The following is a 19,668-nucleotide window of genomic DNA, read 5'->3' as shown; positions in this document are numbered from 1 at the left end:
AAGGGTCGAAGACAAGAGACATCCCTTCGCCGGTACTAGCCGGACAGGTTCAACGGGTCTGGATCTCAGCCGGCCTTATGCGCGGCACCCCGTGTCGCTGTCCAGCGTAGCTGCTGGGGCCTACGCGGCGGAAAGGTGACAGCACCTGTTCATGCAGGACGTCCCCGCCTTGTGGTCCACTCCCCCGCGAATTTCGGGGGGAATGGACCACATGGCGGGGACTTCCTTGGTGACACGTTGGTCCTGTCTTGGCTTAGAGCTCCGAGGCAGGGACTCCGACGCCGAGGATGATGGGTTCATCTGCCGGCTTGGCGGCTTCAGCCTTGGCGGTGTCGGGGGCCTTGGCTGCGTGTGAATGCCCCGCCCCCGTCGACTGGACGTTCTCGTGGTGCTGGACAGCTGTCTCGTTGGCTGCGCCCTGGGCACGGCTGGCAGCGCGGTGGCGCCGCGGCCTGCGTTGCCGGGACTGCTCCAGGGTGTGGTCGGAGTAGTCCTTGTCCGCCGGCGCTTCCACGGTGGCGCGGGTTGCCGCTCCCCCTGCCTGCTGGGGCGCTGCCGGTTCGGCTGCCTTTACGTCCTCTGCGGCTTTGGCCGGCGCATCCACCATGGGCGAAGCCGGCTGGCCCAGGTGGGCGAACGCTTCCGCCAGCCGGTCCAGGGTGAGGGCGGGCTTGGGATGCTGCTCCTCGGCGTGCTCCACGAACGGAAGCGGGACTTCCTCGCCGCCGAAGGTCAGGACAGCTGCAGGACGTGCCGGGGCATCGGCGTCGTGCTTCTCCTCTGCGGGAGCCGGCGCAGGCTCAGCCTGCGGTGCCTGCCGGGTTGCTGCCACCTCATCGTCATGCAGGTGCGCGGCGTGGGCCGCAGCCGCAATATTCGCCAGGGCAAGCCGGGTGGCCTCTGCCTTGGCGTGCCGCTCAGCATCCGCAGCGTCCGGCAGGACGGTGTGGACGTGCACTGCAGGCGCCGGCACAGCCTCGGGCTGCTGGCCGCCGCGTCCGCGCCGCCGTTTCCGCTCGGGACGGACTCCGGGCTGGCCGGCGTCGGGCCGCTGCGTCTCGGTGCGGTGGGCTTCCCCGCGGGCTTCGGGGCGGTTGTCCGTGCGCTGGACGTGGTGCTCGGCCGCCACGATGTTGGCACGCCGGTGCTCCACGGGATCGTCATGGGTAACTACCCCGCGGCCCGCGCAGGCCTCGCACTGCTCGCCGAAGACTTCCAGCAGGCCCGTACCCATCCGCTTGCGGGTCATCTGGACCAGGCCCAGCGACGTGACCTCGGCAACCTGGTGCTTGGTCCGGTCGCGGCCCAGGCACTCCACCAGGCGGCGCAGGACCAGGTCACGGTTGGATTCGAGCACCATGTCGATGAAGTCGATCACGATGATGCCGCCGATGTCACGCAGCCGCAGCTGCCGGACCACTTCCTCGGCAGCTTCCAGGTTGTTCTTGGTGACGGTTTCCTCAAGGTTGCCGCCGCTGCCGGTGAACTTGCCGGTGTTGACGTCAACCACCGTCATGGCCTCGGTGCGGTCGATCACCAGGGAGCCGCCGGAGGGCAGGAAGACCTTGCGCTCAAGGGCCTTGTGGATCTGCTCGTCGATGCGCCAGGCGGAGAAGATGTCCTGGTCCTTGGTCCACTTCTCCAGGCGTCCCACCAGGTCCGGCGCCACGTAGGTGACGTAGGCCTCGATGGTGTCCCAGGCTTCCTCACCGGACACGATGAGCTTGGAAAAGTCCTCGTTGAAGACGTCGCGGACCACCTTAATGGTCAGGTCGGGTTCGCCGTAGAGCAGCTCGGGCGCCAGGATCTTGGTGGATGCGGACTGGCTTTCAATGCCTTCCCACTGGGCGCGGAGCCGGTTGATGTCGTGCGTCAACTCTTCCTCCGATGCGCCTTCCGCGGCGGTGCGGACAATAACGCCCGCGTGCTCGGGCAGGCGGTCCTTGAGGATCCGCTTGAGGCGGTTGCGTTCGACGTCGGGCAGCTTGCGGGAGATGCCGGTCATCGAGCCGCCGGGCACGTACACCAGGTAGCGGCCCGGAAGGGAGATCTGGCTGGTGAGCCGGGCGCCCTTGTGGCCCACGGGATCCTTGGTCACCTGGACCAGGACGGTGTCGCCGGACTTCAGCGCATTCTCGATCCGGCGCTGCTTGCCCTCAAGGTTGACCGCTTCCCAGTTCACTTCACCGGCGTACAGCACGGCGTTGCGGCCGCGTCCGATGTCAACGAACGCCGCCTCCATGGACGGCAGCACGTTCTGGACCTTGCCCAGGTACACGTTGCCGATGAGTGAGTCCTGTTGTGTCTTGGACACGAAGTGTTCGGCCAGGACGCCGTCTTCGAGGACGGCGATCTGGATCCTGTCGTCGCGCTGGCGGACGATCATTTGCCGGTCAACGGATTCGCGGCGGGCCAGGAACTCGGCCTCGGTGATCACCGTGCGGCGGCGGCCCGTGTCGCGGGATTCGCGGCGGCGCTGCTTCTTGGCCTCCAAACGGGTGGAGCCCTTCACGCTGGTGACGCGGTTGCTGACCGGTGCTTCAGTGACGGCACGGGGCGCACGGACCCTCGTGACCGTGTTGGGCGGATCGTCATCCCCGCCGCCGGTGAGTTCAAGGTCCTGGTCCCCGCGGCGGCGGCGCCGACGGCGGCGGGACGTCACACCGTCCTCCGGCTGCGTGGCGTTGTCCTCGTCCGCCTCGTCCTCGGCGTCAGCTTCGGCGCTGCCGCCCTCGCTGTCCTGGTCCGTACCGTCGCCGATGCGGCTGCGGCCCCTGCGGCCCCGGCTGCGGCGCCGGCGGCGGCCGGAGGCATCGTCGCCGTCTTCGGTTTCTTCCTCTTCAGGCTCCTCGACGGCGGGGGCTGCGGGACGGACCACGGTGCTGAGGTCCGGTGCCTGGAAGAGCACGGACGTGGGGGATGCAGGTTCCAGGAAGAGGGAACCAAAGGGGCTGGCAGCCGCGGCAGGTGCGGCCTCGCCCTTGTCCCCGGCCGGGGTTTCCTGGGCAGGCTCGTGGGTGCCGGCAGCTTCCGGGGCCGCAATGTCCGGGGCCGCGCTGGGCTCCTGGGTCTGCTTGGCGGCGGCAACGGCTTCCTGCCCGGCGACCTGCTCCTGCGCTGCAACGTCTTCCTGTACCGCACCCTGTTCCGGGGCGGCGACCTGGGCTGCGGCTTCCGGAGCCGCTGATTCTGCACCCGCGGAGTCCGCTGCTCCGGATTCCGCTGCAGTCGCGGCGGCGGGGGACGCAGCCTTGCGGGTGGCTACCCGACGGCGGCGAACGGGCCTGGTTTCGGCCTCTGCCGTGGCGGTAGTGGCCAGGGCTGCGGCAGGGCTTTCAGCGGTTGCGGCCGGTTCCACTGCAACAGTGTCGGGGGCCGCAGCATCGGCGGACACCGCTTCTGGTTCCTCAGCAAAGGCTGGCAGGGGTTCTGCTGCGTCCGCTTTCCTGCGGGCGCGTGTGCGCCGCGCCGGCGCCTTGGCCGCTTCCTCCACCGGCGCGTCGCCGCTTGCTTCGGGGACAGCGGCCTCCGGGGCCGTGGCCACTGCATCCGTCACCGCATCGTCGGTCTTGGGAGCCGCTTTGCGGCGGGTGCGTACAGCCCTCTTGGGAGCGGCAGCCCCGGCAGCCGCTGCATCTTCGTTAACGGCCAGTTCCTGATCATTGTCCATATGTGGCAACACTCCTGCCCCTGACGTACCGCCACATCCGGCACCCATTGGGGCACATATTGTCAAAACCCGCAGGCGTTGACAGAAGTCAAGTGGATACTCCCAGGTTCGCACCGTCAGTGGGGTGCGGCAGCCCGTGGGAGCCGGCGGATGTTCTGAAAACCCGTTGTTCTGCGTGCCACAACCAGGTGCCGCCCAATGGAGTGGCGGGAGTGCCGGAAGAATCCGAAGCCTGCCCTGCCCATCATTGGCGGTCTTGGGAACATACCACCGGACCGGAGTCCGAATGTGGATCGGCTTCCAGCCACGTTCATTCTCTCACATCCGGGCCGGATCGCCGCGGAAGCAGGGGATGCTGATCCCGTTGCTGTGTAGTGGCTCCAGCCTGCGGCGTTACAATCAGGCACAGGAGCACCGGACGAAAAGGACGCAACACCCATGCCCAGCATCTCCCCCGTCAGCGCCCATGAGCAGGAAAGGGCCACGAATCCGCAGACCACTGCTGCCGCAGGCGTTCCGCGGATGGCCCGGAACCGGCCGTTCGGTTGGCTCCTGGTCATTACCGGAATCGTGGGCTGGCTGGCCTCCGGAACCCTGGTCCTGGAAAAGCTCGAGGTGCTCAAGGACCCCAACCACACCACAGTGTGCGACGTGAACCCCTGGATCTCCTGTGGCCAGGTCATGCAGACGTGGCAGAGTTCCCTGTTCGGTTTCCCCAACATGTTTATTGGCATCGTGGCCTTCGCCATCACCATCACGGTGGGCATGGCCTTGCTGTCAGGCGCCGCCTTCGCCCGCTGGTACTGGGTGGGGCTGCAGGTGGGCGTCACGCTCGGCTTCGCGTTCGTCGTTTGGCTGTGGTCGCAGGCGCTGTATTCCATCCACATCCTGTGCCCGTTCTGCATGATCGTCTGGGCGGCCATGATTCCGCTCTTCGTGTGGACCACCATCAGGAACATCACTGCCGGAGTGATTCCCATGCCCGCGGGGGCCGCCCGGGTGCTGGGTGATTCCGGCTGGATCATCACGGCACTGCTGTACGTTGCCGTCGTGGCCACCATCTTCTTCGCGTTCATCCAGGTCTTTGCGGGAACCTCCGGCTTCTAGCCCACACCGCCACATGACAGATAAGGCCAATGTTCGCGAAGAACATTGGCCTTATCTGTCATTTCGGTGGGCTCAGCCCTGGAACCAGATCTTGATCTCGCGCTCGGCGGAGTCGGTCGAATCGGAGCCGTGCACCAGGTTCTGCTGGACCTTCAGGCCCCAGTCCCGGCCGAAGTCGCCGCGGATGGTGCCCGGGGCCGCCGTCGTGGGGTCCGTGGTACCGGCCAGAGACCGGAAGCCCTCAATGACGCGGTGGCCTTCGAAGATGGCCGCCACTACGGTTCCGCTCAGCATAAACTCCACCAGCGGCTCGTAGAACGGCTTGCCCACGTGCTCCTCGTAGTGCTGCTCCAGCAGTTCGCGGGTGGCGTCAACCTTCTTCAGTTCAACAAGGCTGTAGCCTTTGGCTTCGATCCGGGCCAGGATGGCGCCGGTCAGGTTACGGGCGACGCCGTCGGGCTTGATCAGGACGAGGGTGCGCTCAATAGTCACAACTGCTCCAATGCGTTGGTGGGGTTTCGGGATAAGTCTAAAGGGACAGGCTACGGGGACTGCGGCTGGGCGGGACCAGCGGCCCCGTCCGGATGGGCGGCTTCCCATTCTGCCTGTTCGCGGGCGCGCTGCGCGGCCTCCCGGTCCAGGCGGATGCCGGTCCGGATTCCGTACCACCAGGCCACCGCGAAGAGCGCCCCCACCAGGAACATGGCGGGCTCGAAGATGCCGGTGAGGATCAGGACCAGTTGCAGGATCCATCCCAGGCCGATCCCCCAGGGCTTGTTGAGGACCGCGCAGGCGAAGATCATGACCACGCTGAGGGCGATGCCCACGCCCAGGATCAGGGCCGGCGGGAACTCTCCGCGGCGCAGGCCAAACACCACCAGGGTGGCAAAGAACATGACGAACGCTTCCAGGAGCAGCACGGTGGAGGCGAACATCACCTTGGTGGACCGGCGCTTCTTTGGCATCCCGGGGCGCCACTCGCGCTGGGCTTTGGTCAGTCTGGCCACGGTCACGCCTCCGTTTTTCCGAGCAGGATCCGCGCCTCTGCCACCAGGGTGATGGAACCCGTGACCAGGACGCCGCCGGAAAGGTCGTCATTGGCTTCGGCGCGTTCCACGGCCCATTCGAGCGCATCATCCAGCTTTTCGGCGACGTGAACGTTGTCCTCACCGAATCCCAGGTCGATCGCCAGTTCGGCGAGCTCCGCAGCCGGAACCGCCCGCGGAGAGTTGGACTGGGTGAAGCAGTACTCCACCGCCATGTCCCCGAGCGATTCCCTGATTTCGCGCAGGATCTCCTCGGCATCCTTCTCCTTGAGGACGCCAACCACCGGAACCAGCCTGGTGAACGTGAACGCTTCCTGCAGTGCGGCGGCGGAGGCCTTGATGCCGTCGGGGTTGTGGGCGGCGTCCACGATGATGGTGGGCGCGGTCCGGACCACCTCCAGGCGGCCGGGCGACGTTACCTCCGCGAAGCCTTCCTGCAGCACTTCGAGGTCGAGCTCCTTTTCACCGCCGAAGAATGCCTCCAAAGCGGCCACCGCCACGGCAGCGTTTTGCGCCTGGTGTGCACCGTGCAGCGGCACCAGGAGGTCCGGATAGCGGCCGGCGATGCCCTGGATGGTCACCATCTGCCCGCCAACAGCCACTGTCCGCGACTCGACGCCGAACTCCACGCCCTCGAAGCGGAACGGAACGCCCACCTCTTTCGCCTTCTCCAGCAGCACCTGGGCTGCATCGAGGGGCTGGGCAGCGCTGATGAGGTAGCCGCCGGGCTTGATGATGCCTGCCTTTTCGTGGGCGATGTCCTCGGTGGTGTCCCCCAGGAGCTCGGTGTGGTCCAGCGAGATCGGCGTGACGACTGATACCTGCCCATCACCCACATTGGTGGCGTCGGTGATCCCGCCCAGGCCCACCTCGATGATGGCCACGTTGACTGGCTGGTCGGCGAAGATGGCGAAGCCCAGGATGGTGAGGCACTCGAAGTAGGTCAGGCGCGGCTGCCCCTCGGCTTCGAGCTCGGAGTCCACGATCTGCAGATAGGGCCTGATCTCGTCCCAGATCCTGACGAATGTCTCGTCGGATACCGGATGGCCGTCAATGCTGATCCGCTCGGTGACCTTGGACAGGTGCGGGCTGGTGTAGCGTCCGGTGCTCAGGCCGTGGGCGCGGAGCACCGATTCGATCATCCGGGACGTGGACGTCTTGCCGTTGGTTCCGGTCACGTGGATGATCGGGAACGCCTTGTTGGGCTCACCCAGCACGTCCATTGCCCGGAACAGCGGAGCCAGACGGGGCTCCATCTTGTTTTCCGGCGCCCGTCCCAGCAGTTCGGCGTAGACGCTCTCCACGGAAAATTCGTCAGTCATGTCCTAGGCCTCCACTTTTTCAACCGCGACGGCGGGTTCAGACATTGTGCCCGGTTCTGCCGTGAGGTCCACGGTGAGGGTCTCGCCCTTGACCAGTTCGGCGTTGGCCAGCAGGGCATCCACGACGTTCTGCGGTGCGGTGACCGTGGTACGGATCCGGTCGCTGACGTTGAGCCCGGCATCCTTGCGGGCCTGCTGGATGGCCCGGACCATGTCGCGGGCCAGCCCTTCGGCCTCAAGTTCGGGGGTGACTTCCGTGTTCAGGACGACGAACCCGCCGCCGGGCAGCACGGCGACAGCTGCCGAGGCCCCCTCGGACTCGGCCACCACTGTCTCCAGCGTGTACTCCTGGGGCTCCAGCTGGAGCCCCCCGGAGGTGACCACGCCGTCGTCGTTTACGGACCAGTCCCCTGACTTGGCCCCCTTGATGGCAACCTGGACGTTCTTGCCCAGGCGCGGCCCGGCAGCGCGGGCGTTGACCACCAGCTTCTGCTGGATCCCGAACTCCTCCGGTGAAGCGGTGGCGGCGTCCAGCAGGCGGACGGAACGGAGGTTCAGTTCATCGGCGACGACGGCGGCAAACCCCTGCAGGGCGTCCGCGCCGGGTGCCACGACTGTCAGTTCCTGCAGCGGCAGCCGGACCCGCAGGTTGGCTGCCTTGCGGAGCGAGGAACCGGTGGAGCAGATCTGCTGGACCCGGTCCATGGCTTCCACCAGGGACGGGTTCGCGGGGAAGAGGTCCGCGTCCGGCCAGTCGGCAAGGTGCACGGACCGGCCGCCGGTCAGGCCGCGCCAGATTTCCTCGGAGACCAGCGGCAGCAGCGATGCCGCCGCCCGGGTCACGGTCTCCAGCGCGGTGAACAGCGCGTCGAAGGCGTCCTGGTCCTCGTCAAAGAACCGCTGGCGGCTGCGGCGGACGTACCAGTTGGTGAGCATGTCCAGGTAGCTGCGCAGGGAGTCGCAGGCGCCGGAAATATCATAGGTGTCCAGCTGCGCCGTCATGGTGCGGACCAGGTCACCGGTGTTGGCCAGCAGGTACTGGTCAAGGGTGTCCCGGTAGCCCTCGTAGCGGAGCTTGGCGTCGTAGCCGGCGCCACCGTTCGCGGCGTTCGTGTACAGGGTGAAGAAGCTGTACACGTTCCAGAGCGGCAGGATGACCTGGCGGACGCCGTCGCGGATGCCCTGCTCGGTGACGATCAGGTTGCCGCCCCTGAGGATGGGGCTGGACATGAGGAACCAGCGCATGGCGTCGGAACCGTCGCGGTCCAGGACCTCTGAGACGTCCGGGTAGTTGCGCAGGCTCTTGGACATCTTCTGGCCGTCGGAGCCCAGCACGATGCCGTGGCTGATGACGTTGCGGAAGGCGGGCCGGTCAAACAGCGCGGTGGACAGGATGTGCAGCATGTAGAACCAGCCGCGGGTCTGGCCGATGTACTCCACGATGAAGTCCGCGGGGTTGTGGGTGTTGAACCAGGCCTCGTTTTCGAACGGGTAGTGCACCTGGCCGTAGGGCATGGAGCCGGAGTCGAACCACACGTCCAGGACATCTTCCACGCGGCGCATGACGGACTGGCCCTCTTCGGGCGTGCGCGGATCATCCGGGTTGGGCCTGGTCAGTTCGTCGATGAAGGGCCGGTGGAGGTCCACTTCGCCGTCCTTGTTCAGCGGGAGCCGCCCGAAGTCCGCCTCGATCTCGGCCAGGGAGCCGTAAACGTCGGTGCGGGGGTATTCGGGATCGGTTGACTGCCACACCGGGATGGGGCTGCCCCAGAAACGGTTGCGGCTGATGGACCAGTCGCGCGCGTTCTCCAGCCATTTGCCGAACTGGCCGTCCTTGACGTTGCCGGGGATCCAGTTGATCTCCTGGTTCAGTTCGGACATCCGGTCCTTGAACTTGGTGACCTCCACGTACCAGGAGGACACCGCACGGTAGATCAGCGGGTTGCGGCAGCGCCAGCAGTGCGGGTAGCTGTGCTCGTAGCTGGCCTGCCGGACCAGCCGACCCTGGGCGCGCAGCACCTGGGTGATGGGCTTGTTGGCCTCGAAGACCTGCAGGCCCACGATGTCGTGGAGGTCGCCGTGCTTGAACAATGGCAGGAACTTGGCGCCTTCGTCCACGGAGAGCACCACAGGGATGCCTGCCTCCTCGCAGACTTTCTGGTCGTCTTCGCCGTAGGCCGGCGCCTGGTGCACGATGCCGGTGCCATCGGTGGTGGTGACGTAGTCGGCCACCACGAAGCGCCAGGCGTTCTCCATGCCGTATTTTTCGTTGTCGGCAAAGTCGTCCCAGAGCCGCTGGTACTCAAGCCCTTCCAGTTCGGCGCCGGTGTGGGTGGACACCACCGCGGCTTCCGCGTCTTCGAAGCTCCCGTATCCGAGGTCCTTCGCATAGGCACCCAGGAGGTCCGCCGCGAGCAGGAAACTGCCCGTGACCGGGGCGTCCGCAGAGGCGGCCTTGATGCCGTTGGGGCCGGCCGGCAGCACGGCATAGGTGATGGAAGGCCCGACGGCGAGCGCGGCGTTGGTGGGCAGCGTCCAGGGGGTGGTGGTCCAGGCCAGCGCCTGCACGCCGGCAAGCTCCTTGGACAGTTCCGAGTCCCCGGCAAGGATAGGGAACGTGACGGTGACGGTCTGGTCCTGGCGGTTCTTGTAGACGTCGTCGTCCATGCGCAGCTCATGGTTGGACAGCGGCGTCTCGTCCTTCCAGCAGTACGGCAGCACCCGGTAGCCGTTGTACGTCAGGCCCTTGTCGTGCAGCTGCTTGAATGCCCAGAGGACCGACTCCATGTACTCGACGTTCAGTGTCTTGTAGTCGTTGTCGAAGTCCACCCAGCGGGCCTGCCTGGTGACGTAGCTGCGCCACTCATCCGCGTACTTCATCACCGAGGCGCGGCAGGCGTCGTTGAACTTGTCGATGCCCATGGCCTCGATCTGGGTCTTGTCCGTCATGCCCAGCTGCTTCATGGCCTCCAGCTCGGCAGGCAGGCCGTGGGTGTCCCAGCCAAAGCGGCGTTCCACCCGCTTGCCGCGCTGCGTCTGGTAGCGGCCCACCAGGTCCTTGGCGTAACCGGTGAGCAGGTGGCCGTAGTGCGGCAGGCCGTTGGCGAAGGGAGGTCCGTCGTAGAACACGAATTCGTTGCTGCCGGGCTCACCGCCGGGGACGTCGGCGCTGCGCTGGTCGATGCTGGCCTGGAAGGTGCCGTCCTGGTCCCAGTACTTCAGGATGCGCTCTTCGATCTCCGGAAACTTCACGGAGGCGGTAACACCGGCGCTGCTGCCGTTGGAAGAGGTGCTGGAGGCTGAGGCCTTGGGGTAAAACGTCATTTTCGACATCCTGGGTTGAGCGTGGGTGAACTCCCGGCAGGGCCGGACGTTCCGTTCAGGATGCGAGGACGGCTGCCGTGCCGTCCGAAGACTGCACTTGACCGCGGTACCACCTCACTTACCGGCGCTGCGTGTTCCCTGGGGAACGGCCGCTGGCTCCGGCCTCTCATTACTGCTGTGACGGGCTTACCCGTCCGGTTCTACTGACGCCCACCGCCCTGCAAGGCGCGGCCGCGCGTTCTTCCGGAAGCTCACCGGTGATTGCCGGGTCATAGCCACTCCAGAGTCTACTATCGCCGCAGGGTCCAGTGCCATTCCAGGGATGTGGGCGCTTTCAGCGGACCGGGCCAGTCCCGGGCTGACGCCGCGGGGCCGCATTGCCTAGACTCGCGTCATGACAGCTTCCGGACGTCCCCCCGGCCGGCGGCGTGCAGCGACAGTGTGCAGGTGGCTGTTCATTCCTCTTGCCCTGCCGGTGGCAGCGGTGTCAACGGTCCGGGCGGTCCCTGCCGACTGGCCTGTGCTGGGTGTCCAGCTGGTGGCCTTCACGCCGTGGCTCGCGGTGCCCGCCGCCGCTGCCCTGTTCCTGGCCTTCGCGGGGCGGAGCCGATGGCAGCAGGTCCTGGCCGCAGTCCTGGCGGGCTGCCAGGTCTTCTGGCTTTTCCCGCTGGACATCCGCGAACCTGCCGCCGAGGCCGCCGGAACGTCCGCCTCCCTGGTTGCCATGAGCGTCAACGCTGAGTTGGGCGGCGCGGACGCAGGCGACATCGTGGCGCTGGTGCGTCACCTGCAGGTGGACCTGCTGGCGGTTGAGGAGTACACGCCTGACCTGGCGCGAAAACTCACGGCGGCGGGACTGGACGGACTGCTCCCCCACCGCGTTGCCCATGCCAGGGAGCGCGCCGGCGGCTCCGCCATCTACTCCTCATACAAGCTGACAGCCAGCGGAGTGCTCCCGGACACCCGGTTCGCCATGCCGGTGGCGCGCCTCGACCTCGGCGACGCCAACGGCACCAGCCTGCGGGTGATGGCCGTCCATGCCCTGGCCCCGGTGGGGGACGGCCTCGATCAATGGCGCAGCGACCTGGCTGCAGTGGCGAGGGCAGATAACGGATCTGGTCCCGTCTTGATGGCGGGCGACTTCAACGCCACCTATGACCATCGGGAGTTCCGCAGGCTGCTGTCCGGACAGGGCGGCACCCGGCCCCTGGTGGACGTTGCGGCTGCCGCTGGCCGCAGGCTGGCGCCTACCTGGCCGATGCGCGGCTACCGCCTGCCGGGCATCGCGCTGGACCATCTGGTGACCAGCCCGGACATCAGCGCTTCCGGCTACTCGGTCCACCGGATTGGCGGGACGGACCACGCCGCAGTGGCGGCCACGCTTAACGTACGGGTCCCCTAGCACCTCCTTGGCGGCTCAGCCTTTCCTGATCAGCTTGTGGTTGGCGGCCTGCGCCACCGGCCGGATGACGATCTGGTCCAGGTTGACGTGGTGCGGAACCGTGACGGCGTAGCGGACAACATCGGCAACGTCCTCTGCGGTCAGCGGCTTCTCAACGCCCTGGTAGACCTTGTCCGCCGCCTGCGCGTCGCCCAGGCGGTTCAGGGCGAATTCCTCGGTCTGCACCAGGCCCGGCGCCACCTCGATGACGCGGACATTGTTCTCCACCTCTTCAAGCCGGAGCGCGTTGGTCATGGCGTGCTGGGCGAACTTCGCGGCGTTGTAGCCGCCGCCGCCCTCGTAGGCGTCCAGCCCGGCGGTGGACGTGAGGTTCAGGACTGTTCCTTCGCCGGTGGCGCGCAGCATGGGCAGGAAGGCGCGGGTGAGCTTCATGGTGCCCAGGACATTGACCTGGTACATCCATTCCCAGTCAGCCGTACTGGCGTCACCAATCCTGTCGGCGCCGCGGGCGCCGCCGGCGATGTTGATGAGGGTATCGATGCCGCCGGCGCCGGTAACCTGCGCCACAAGCCGGGACACGTCGTCGTCCTCTGCAATGTCAGCTGGAAGCGCGACGGCGCCCGTTTCGCTTTCGAGGGACGCGAGGCGTTCGGCGCGGCGCGCCACGGCGAAGACCGTCCATCCGTCGGCGCGCAGCGCACGTACCGCCGCTTCACCAATTCCGCTGCTCGCGCCGGTCACAAGTGCTGCCTTTTTCTGCAAGTCCTTCGTCATGGCACCACCCTAACGGGATCAGCCGGCAGGACGTCCCCGGAGGTAATCGAGCAGGACGAGGGCATGGTTCACTTCGGTGTTGCGGGCGGCGTAGAGCAGGGTGACCCTGGGGTGTCCGGCGGCCAGCTCCAGCAGCGTCTCCACCGCGGGATTTGAATCCAGTTCCTGCCGGTAGCGTTCGCTGAATTCGGCGAACCGTTCGGGGCGGTGGTTGAAGTCCTTGCGCAGCCCTGCGGACGGGGCCACGTCCTTGAGCCAGAGGTCGATGGCCGCATCCTGCCTGGGCATCCCCCGCGGCCAGAGCCGGTCCACCAGCACCCGGCAGCCGTCGTCGTCCGCCGGTGGATTGTAGATGCGCTTGATGCCAAAAGTGCCGTGCCGTTGGACCATACGCCGCATGCTACCCGCCTTCACATCCGGCGGGGCGGGACGGGTTGGGTGGGATGGAAGCAGGCATGAAAGAATTGCCCAATGGCTGAAGACACGCAGGGTACAGACACGCCCACCACCGCCCCCATCAACGTTCCGGACAAGCCGGCCCTCGAAGGCCTCGAAACAGCGCTCACCCAGCGCTGGCTGGCCGAGGGAACCTACAAGTTCAACCCCGACACCACGCGGGAGCAGGTCTACTCGATCGACACTCCCCCGCCCACCGCGTCGGGATCCCTGCATGTAGGCCACATGTTCTCCTTCACCCAGACGGACGTCCAGGCGCGCTACATGCGCATGACCGGCAAGAACGTCTTCTACCCCATGGGCTGGGACGACAACGGCCTTCCCACCGAACGCCGCGTCCAGAACTACTACGGGGTCCGCTGCGATCCCGCCATTCCCTACAACGCCGACTACCAGCCGCCCGCCCAGCCGGCAAAGAACCAGCGCGATTTCGACGTCGTCTCACGCCAGAACTTCATCGAGCTCTGCGAGGAACTGGCTGTTGAGGACGAGAAGGTCTTCGAAAACCTGTTCCAGACCCTGGGCCTGTCCGTTGACTGGGACCTGACCTACCGCACCATCGACGACACCTCCCGCGCTGTGTCCCAGCGCGCCTTCCTGGCCAACCTGGCCGCCGGCGACGCGTACATGGCCGAGGCGCCCACGCTGTGGGACGTCACGTTCCGCACCGCGGTGGCGCAGGCTGAGCTCGAGGACCGCGAGGTTCCCGGCGCCTACTACCGGTACCCCTTCTTCACAGAAGACGGGGACAAGGTCTTCATCGAGACCACGCGCCCCGAACTGCTGGCCGCATGCGCCGCACTGGTGGCGAACCCCGACGACGAGCGGTACCAGCCGTTGTTCGGCAAGACCGTGAAGTCCCCGCTGTTCGACGTCGAGCTCGAGGTCAAAGCGCACCCGCTGGCCAAGGCGGACAAGGGCTCCGGCATCGCCATGGTCTGCACCTTCGGCGACCTGACGGACGTCACCTGGTGGCGTGAACTCCAGCTTCCCACCCGCGCCATCATGGGCCGCGACGGCCGCATCATCGGCGAGACCCCGGAATGGATCACCAGCGACGCCGGCAAGGAAGCGTACGCCGCGATCGCAGGCAAGACTGCCTTCTCCGCCAAGGAAGCCGTGGTGGAACTGCTCAAGGAAGCCGACCTGCTGGACGGGGAGCCCAAGAAGATCACCCACCCGGTAAACTTCTTCGAGAAGGGCGACAAGCCCCTGGAAGTGGTCACCTCCCGCCAGTGGTACATCCGCAACGGCGGCCGCGACGAGGACCGCCGCGAACGCCTGATCGGCCGGGGCAAGGAGATCGACTTCCACCCGACCTTCATGCGCTCCCGCTACGAAAACTGGATCGCAGGCCTGAACGGTGACTGGTTGGTCTCCCGCCAGCGGTTCTTCGGCGTGCCCATCCCCGTCTGGTACCCGCTCGACGCGGAGGGCAACCCGGACTACGACAATCCCATCCTGCCCTCCGACGCGATGCTGCCCGTGGATCCCGCAGCGGACGCTGCCCCCGGATTCGAGGAGGCACAGCGCGACCAGCCCAACGGCTTCACTGGTGACGCCGACGTCCTGGACACCTGGGCCACTTCCTCGCTGACCCCGCAGATCGTGGGCGGATGGAGCCGTGACGAGGACCTCTTCGCCAAGGTCTACCCGTTCGACCTCCGCCCCCAGGGCCACGACATCATCCGGACCTGGCTCTTCTCCTCGGTGGTGCGCGCCGACGCCCTGCAGGACTGCGCCCCGTGGAAGCACGCGGCCATCTCAGGCTGGATTCTGGACCCGGACCGGAAGAAGATGTCCAAGTCCAAGGGCAACGTGGTGGTCCCCACCGATGTGCTGAACGAGTACGGTTCGGACGCGGTCCGCTACTGGGCCGCTTCGGCACGCCTCGGCGCCGACACCGCCTACGAGATCGCGCAGATGAAGATCGGCCGCCGCCTGGCCATCAAGCTGCTCAATGCCTCCAAGTTCGTGCTGAACCTGGGCGCCACCGAGAACTCGGTGCTCGGCGGCGACCTCTCCGCCCTCACCAACTCCTTGGACCGGGCGCTGCTGGCCCAGCTCGCCGACGTCGTGGCCCAGTCCACCAAGGCGTTCGACAACTACGACTACGCCCGTGCCCTGCAGCTTACGGAGACGTTCTTCTGGCAGTTCACGGACGACTACGTGGAGCTGATCAAGGACCGCGCCTACGGAGCGGCCGGCGAAGCCGAACAGGCATCCGTGCTGGCTGCCCTGGCCACCACCCTGGACACCCTGCTGCGGCTCTTTGCGCCGTTCCTGCCGTTCGCCACCGAGGAAGTCTGGAGCTGGTGGCGCAACGGGTCGGTGCACCGGGCCGCTTGGCCGGCTGCGCTGGAGATCCCGGGCGGGGACACCACCATGCTGGCAACCGTGGGCGTGGCCCTCAGCGGTGTCCGCAAGGCCAAGTCCGAGGCGAAGGTCAAGCAGCGCACGGAGGTTCTGTCCGCAACCATCACGGCCCCGGAGGCACTGACAGCGCAGCTGCAGGCAGGGCTGGCTGACTTGAAGGCGGCGTCCAACGCGCGCGAGATCACGCTGGTGGTGGGTGACGGGGACCTGTCGGTGACCGATGTCGCCCTCGCTCCGAGCGACGAACCCGCCAAGGCCTGACAGCCGTACGGATTCAGCCAAGTCCCATTTCCGGGCAAAGGGGAAGCCCCATCAGCGTTTTGCCGTTGGTGGGGCTTCGACTTTCGGCCATCTTGTGACGTTATCTCGATGGTCTGGCAAGATCCTCTGAACTCCAGGTCTTGCTACACCGTCACTGGTAGCTTGCATTCAACTTTGCCGATGGCTGCGTCAAATTACATATCACTGGATCTTTGGTTCCTGCGTCCCGCTTCTTTCGAAGTGGGTAAGAACCATTGTTCTCCTGCCCCATGGCATGCACAAGGGCCCCGGAGGAACTACACGCTGGTACTTCTTCCGGGGCCCTTGTGGACTCACCCGCCAAGCGGCGGGTAGGTGATCAGTCGAATTCAGGGCTCTCCGTGCGGCTGCGCTTCAGCTCGAAGAAGTGCGGGTACGCGGCGATGGCCGTGGTGGCGTCCCAGATCCTGCCGGCTTCCTCGCCGCGGGGAATGCGGGTCAGCACGGGCCCGAAGAACGCGGTTCCGTTGAACGCGACCACTGGCGTGCCTACGTCCTGGCCCACGAGCGAGATGCCTTCATCGTGGCTGGCCCGCAGCTGCCGGTCATAGGCATCGGTGGTGGCGGCATCGGCCAGGGAGGCGGGCAGGCCGCACTCAGCCAGGGCCTTGGTGATGACCTGTGTGCGGTCCTTTTCGCCCTGGTTATGGATCAGCGTGCCCATGGCGTCGTAAAGCGGCTTGATGACCTGCGGGCCATGCTCTTCCCTGGCGGCGATGATCACGCGGACCATGCCCCAGGCGTTGTCCATGGACTCCCGGTAGGCGGGCTCCAGGTCGCGTCCCTCATTCAGGACGGCGAGGCTCATGACGTGCCACTCCGTCTCGATATCGCGGACGGCTTCCACCTCACCAATCCAGCGGGAGGTGACCCAGGCGAACGGGCAGAGGGGATCGAACCAGAAGTCGGCTTTGTTCTTTACAGGTGCAGTCACGAAGGTCCTCTCGGTCAGGCAGACTTACGGCGCTTGGCCACGTGCGGAATCATGGTAGGTTCGGCCCCGCGCAGGACCACGTCCTCAGTGATCACCACGCTGGCCACGTCCTCGCGGCTGGGCAGATCGAACATGACGGGAAGCAGCACTTCCTCCAGGATGGCGCGGAGGCCACGGGCGCCGGTGCCGCGCTCCAGGGCCTGGTCGGCGATGGCTTCCAGCGCGGTGTCGTCGAACACCAGCTCCACGCCGTCGATCTGGAACATCTTCTGGTACTGCTTCACCAGCGCGTTCCTGGGCGTGGAGAGGATCTGGATCAGGGCGTCCCGGTCCAGGTTGGACACCGTGGTGATCACCGGGAGGCGGCCAATGAATTCCGGGATCAGGCCGAATTTCAGCAAATCCTCAGGCATGACTTCGCCGTAGGAGTCTATCTTCTTGCTGGCCTCGTTCAGTGGCGCGCCGAAGCCGATGCCCTTGCGGCCGGAGCGGGAGCCGATGATCTCTTCGAGGCCTGCGAAAGCCCCGGCCACGATGAACAGTACGTTCGTGGTGTCGATCTGAATGAATTCCTGGTGCGGGTGCTTTCGTCCGCCCTGGGGCGGGACGGAGGCAACGGTGCCCTCCAGGATTTTCAGGAGCGCCTGCTGCACTCCTTCGCCGGAAACGTCACGGGTGATGGAGGGGTTCTCGCTCTTGCGGGAGATCTTGTCGATCTCATCGATATAGATGATGCCCTGTTCGGCCTTCTTGACGTCATAGTCAGCGGCCTGGATGAGTTTGAGGAGGATGTTCTCCACGTCCTCGCCCACATAGCCGGCCTCGGTCAGGGCGGTGGCGTCCGCGACGGCGAACGGCACGTTCAGGCGCCGGGCAAGTGTCTGGGCCAGGTAGGTCTTGCCGCAGCCGGTGGGGCCGATAAGGAGGATGTTCGACTTGGCGATTTCGACGTCGTCGTGGTGCGCGCCGTCCCCCAGGCTCCCGGACTTGGGTGCGTGGCCCGCCTGGATCCGCTTGTAGTGGTTATAGACCGCGACGGCGAGGGAGCGTTTAGCGGGCTCCTGCCCGATGACGTATTCCTGCAGGAAGTCGAAGATCTCACGCGGCTTGGGCAGTTCAAAGCTGCCGAGGTCTGCGACCTCCGCGAGCTCCTCTTCGATGATTTCGTTGCACAACTCGATGCACTCATCACAGATGTAGACACCGGGCCCGGCAATGAGCTTGCGCACCTGCTTCTGGCTCTTTCCACAGAAAGAGCACTTCAGCAGATCCGTGCTCTCGCCAATCCGAGCCATATGTGAACCCCTTAGTATCCTGCTGCCAGGCAGCCCTGCACCGTTGCTGAAATCGTTGACCGGCCCCAGTGAGCCGGTTTGTGACAACATCCACTCTAGGTCACATTCGCCCTCAAGGGTGGAAAGAAAAGGCCGGTGCGGCCAAATGAACTGGGCCGCACCGGCTTTGGGTACTGCTACCTCGTGATTGCCTGGGGCTTGATCTTGCGTGAATCAAGCACCTGGTCGATCAGGCCGTAGGCCTGTGCCTCTTCGGCGGTAAGGATCTTGTCGCGCTCAATATCGTTGTTGACCTGCTCCGACGTGCGGCCGGAGTGATGGGCCAGCGTGTCCTCGAGCCAGGACCGCATGCGCATGACCTCGGCCGCCTGGATCTCCAGGTCGGAGGCCTGGCCGCCCTGGCCGCCGGACAATGCCGGCTGGTGGATCAGGACGCGGGCGTTGGGCAGTGCCAGGCGCTTGCCCGGAGTACCGGCGGCCAGCAGGACAGCAGCGGCGCTGGCGGCCTGGCCCAGGCAGACGGTCTGGATTTCGGGACGGATGTACTGCATGGTGTCGTAGATCGCCGTCATGGCCGTGAACGACCCGCCCGGGGAGTTGATGTAGAGGGTGATGTCGCGGTCCGGGTCGGTGGACTCAAGGACCAGCAGCTGGGCCATGATGTCGTCGGCCGAGGCGTCGTCAACCTGCACTCCGAGGAAGATGATGCGGTCCTCGAACAGCTTGGTGTACGGGTCCTGGCGCTTGAAGCCGTAGGGCGTGCGCTCCTCGAACTGCGGCAGGACGTAGCGGCTGGACGGAAGATTGCCGGCGGACCACCCGAAGTTGTAGTTCATTGTCTTTGCTCCTGATCGAAGTGTTCTGGTTGCCGGTTAGTTCTGGGAGGCTGAGTCGCCGGACGATCCGTTGGACGTTCCGCCGCCGCCGGACACAGAGCCGGCGTGTGCGGCAATCTTGTCGAAGAAGCCGTATTCGAGGGCCTCTGTAGCGGTGAACCACTTGTCGCGGTCGTTGTCCTTGAGGATGGTCTCAACAGACTGGCCGGTCTGTTCCGCCGTCAGTTCCGCCATGACCTTCTTCATGTGCAGGATGAGCTCGGCCTGGATCTTGATGTCCGAGGCCGTGCCGCCGATGCCGCCGGAGGGCTGGTGCATCAGGACGCGGGCGTTGGGCGTGGCGTACCGCTTGCCCTTGGTGCCCGAAGAAAGCAGGAACTGGCCCATGGAAGCGGCCAGGCCGGTGGCGACGGTTACGACGTCGTTGGGAATGAACTGCATGGTGTCGTAGATGGCCATGCCCGCGGTGACGGAGCCGCCGGGCGAGTTGATGTAGAGGTAGATGTCCTTTTCCGGGTTCTCGGCCGAAAGCAGGAGCAGCTGCGAGCAGATCGCGTTGGCGTTGTCATCACGCACCTCCGAGCCCAGCCAGATGATCCGCTCCTTGAGAAGGCGGTTGTAAATGTAGTTGTCCTGGGCTGCAGGATCGACGGTCGCCATCCGGGGGGCCTCTGAGTGCTGTGACATGTTTACTTACCTCTCACTGGTGACGGTGACATCACTGAAAATCACTACTTGGACACTAACCGGTTTCCCCGGCGATTTGTTCGCGCACCGACGGCTGTTCGCTGACGGCGCACGATGGCCGAATCCCCACCGTGCGGTT

General features: G+C 65.8%; 14 protein-coding genes and 1 riboswitch. Of the genes, 3 read left to right on the top strand and 11 right to left on the bottom strand.

Annotation, left to right across the window (positions count from 1 at the left end; translation table 11 throughout):
* Positions 1-4: 4 nt before the first annotated feature.
* A riboswitch (TPP riboswitch) is annotated at positions 5-102 on the bottom strand.
* A gap of 151 nt (positions 103-253) precedes the next feature.
* The gene (locus tag ASG86_RS15595; RefSeq protein WP_056336257.1) at positions 254-3,670 is read right to left on the bottom strand and encodes an Rne/Rng family ribonuclease; all 3,417 of its coding nucleotides are present in this window, start codon (positions 3,668-3,670) and stop codon (positions 254-256) included.
* Positions 3,671-4,108: 438 nt separating this feature from the next.
* Between ASG86_RS15595 and ASG86_RS15590 the strand changes: the two genes are divergently transcribed.
* A complete protein-coding gene (locus tag ASG86_RS15590; protein WP_056336256.1) occupies positions 4,109-4,777 on the top strand; it encodes a vitamin K epoxide reductase family protein in 669 nt (222 codons plus the stop codon).
* A gap of 72 nt (positions 4,778-4,849) precedes the next feature.
* On the opposite strand, the gene ndk is transcribed toward ASG86_RS15590, so the two are convergent.
* Genes ndk through ileS form a run of 4 tightly spaced genes read right to left on the bottom strand, consistent with a single transcriptional unit; the run spans position 4,850 to position 10,469 of the window.
* Entirely contained in the window at positions 4,850-5,269 is a 420-nt protein-coding gene (gene ndk / locus ASG86_RS15585) for a nucleoside-diphosphate kinase (protein WP_056336253.1), read from the bottom strand.
* A gap of 50 nt (positions 5,270-5,319) precedes the next feature.
* Positions 5,320-5,784 carry a DUF4233 domain-containing protein gene (locus ASG86_RS15580; RefSeq protein ID WP_056336835.1) on the bottom strand — a complete coding sequence of 155 codons (465 nt, stop codon included), beginning with the start codon at positions 5,782-5,784 and terminating at the stop codon, positions 5,320-5,322.
* 2 nt (positions 5,785-5,786) lie between these two features.
* A complete protein-coding gene (locus tag ASG86_RS15575; protein WP_056336250.1) occupies positions 5,787-7,145 on the bottom strand; it encodes a bifunctional folylpolyglutamate synthase/dihydrofolate synthase in 1,359 nt (452 codons plus the stop codon).
* A 3-nt stretch (positions 7,146-7,148) separates the two neighbouring features.
* Positions 7,149-10,469, bottom strand: coding sequence for an isoleucine--tRNA ligase (gene ileS, locus ASG86_RS15570; protein ID WP_056336248.1), 3,321 nt, complete (start codon positions 10,467-10,469; stop codon positions 7,149-7,151).
* A 394-nt stretch (positions 10,470-10,863) separates the two neighbouring features.
* On the opposite strand from ileS, the gene ASG86_RS15565 reads away from it, so the two are divergent.
* Positions 10,864-11,871 (top strand): endonuclease/exonuclease/phosphatase family protein, encoded by a 1,008-nt coding sequence (locus ASG86_RS15565; RefSeq protein WP_056336247.1) that lies wholly within the window; start codon positions 10,864-10,866, stop codon positions 11,869-11,871.
* Between the two features lie 15 nt (positions 11,872-11,886).
* Here ASG86_RS15565 and ASG86_RS15560 read toward each other — a convergent pair whose 3' ends face one another.
* Positions 11,887-12,645: an SDR family oxidoreductase gene (locus ASG86_RS15560; protein ID WP_056336246.1), complete on the bottom strand. Its 759-nt coding sequence runs from the start codon at positions 12,643-12,645 to the stop codon at positions 11,887-11,889.
* Between the two features lie 18 nt (positions 12,646-12,663).
* On the bottom strand, positions 12,664-13,044 hold the full coding sequence (locus ASG86_RS15555) for a DUF488 domain-containing protein (protein WP_082566811.1): 381 nt from the start codon (positions 13,042-13,044) through the stop codon (positions 12,664-12,666).
* A 72-nt stretch (positions 13,045-13,116) separates the two neighbouring features.
* On the opposite strand from ASG86_RS15555, the gene valS reads away from it, so the two are divergent.
* Positions 13,117-15,738 carry a valine--tRNA ligase gene (gene valS / locus ASG86_RS15550; protein WP_056336244.1) on the top strand — a complete coding sequence of 874 codons (2,622 nt, stop codon included), beginning with the start codon at positions 13,117-13,119 and terminating at the stop codon, positions 15,736-15,738.
* A 358-nt stretch (positions 15,739-16,096) separates the two neighbouring features.
* Here valS and ASG86_RS15545 read toward each other — a convergent pair whose 3' ends face one another.
* From ASG86_RS15545 to ASG86_RS15530, 4 genes are all read right to left on the bottom strand, one after another.
* Positions 16,097-16,711 (bottom strand): mycothiol-dependent nitroreductase Rv2466c family protein, encoded by a 615-nt coding sequence (locus ASG86_RS15545; RefSeq protein WP_056336243.1) that lies wholly within the window; start codon positions 16,709-16,711, stop codon positions 16,097-16,099.
* Positions 16,712-16,725: 14 nt separating this feature from the next.
* A complete protein-coding gene (gene clpX, locus ASG86_RS15540) occupies positions 16,726-18,006 on the bottom strand; it encodes an ATP-dependent Clp protease ATP-binding subunit ClpX (protein WP_056336242.1) in 1,281 nt (426 codons plus the stop codon).
* A gap of 176 nt (positions 18,007-18,182) precedes the next feature.
* Positions 18,183-18,842, bottom strand: a complete 660-nt coding sequence (locus ASG86_RS15535) for an ATP-dependent Clp protease proteolytic subunit (RefSeq protein WP_018769476.1) — start codon at positions 18,840-18,842, stop codon at positions 18,183-18,185.
* Between the two features lie 36 nt (positions 18,843-18,878).
* Positions 18,879-19,502, bottom strand: a complete 624-nt coding sequence (locus ASG86_RS15530) for an ATP-dependent Clp protease proteolytic subunit (RefSeq protein ID WP_056336241.1) — start codon at positions 19,500-19,502, stop codon at positions 18,879-18,881.
* Between the last annotated feature and the right edge of the window lie 166 nt (positions 19,503-19,668).

It is taken from the genome of Arthrobacter sp. Soil764 (genome assembly GCF_001428075.1).
In the GTDB taxonomy this organism is placed as follows: domain Bacteria; phylum Actinomycetota; class Actinomycetes; order Actinomycetales; family Micrococcaceae; genus Arthrobacter.
The sequence above is the reverse complement of the archived record's forward strand: the minus strand, read 5'-3'. Positions and strand labels throughout refer to the sequence as shown.

What these genes read in the sequence shown, in the direction of transcription:
- ASG86_RS15595 (WP_056336257.1), bottom strand. Translation starts at nt 3,670, where the DNA reads ATGGACAATGATCAGGAACTGGCCGTTAACGAAGATGCAGCGGCTGCC.
- ASG86_RS15590 (WP_056336256.1), top strand. Translation starts at nt 4,109, where the DNA reads ATGCCCAGCATCTCCCCCGTCAGCGCCCATGAGCAGGAAAGGGCCACG.
- ASG86_RS15575 (WP_056336250.1), bottom strand. Translation starts at nt 7,145, where the DNA reads ATGACTGACGAATTTTCCGTGGAGAGCGTCTACGCCGAACTGCTGGGA.
- ileS (WP_056336248.1), bottom strand. Translation starts at nt 10,469, where the DNA reads ATGACGTTTTACCCCAAGGCCTCAGCCTCCAGCACCTCTTCCAACGGC.
- ASG86_RS15565 (WP_056336247.1), top strand. Translation starts at nt 10,864, where the DNA reads ATGACAGCTTCCGGACGTCCCCCCGGCCGGCGGCGTGCAGCGACAGTG.
- ASG86_RS15560 (WP_056336246.1), bottom strand. Translation starts at nt 12,645, where the DNA reads ATGACGAAGGACTTGCAGAAAAAGGCAGCACTTGTGACCGGCGCGAGC.
- ASG86_RS15555 (WP_082566811.1), bottom strand. Translation starts at nt 13,044, where the DNA reads ATGCGGCGTATGGTCCAACGGCACGGCACTTTTGGCATCAAGCGCATC.
- valS (WP_056336244.1), top strand. Translation starts at nt 13,117, where the DNA reads ATGGCTGAAGACACGCAGGGTACAGACACGCCCACCACCGCCCCCATC.
- clpX (WP_056336242.1), bottom strand. Translation starts at nt 18,006, where the DNA reads ATGGCTCGGATTGGCGAGAGCACGGATCTGCTGAAGTGCTCTTTCTGT.
- ASG86_RS15535 (WP_018769476.1), bottom strand. Translation starts at nt 18,842, where the DNA reads ATGAACTACAACTTCGGGTGGTCCGCCGGCAATCTTCCGTCCAGCCGC.
- ASG86_RS15530 (WP_056336241.1), bottom strand. Translation starts at nt 19,502, where the DNA reads ATGGCGACCGTCGATCCTGCAGCCCAGGACAACTACATTTACAACCGC.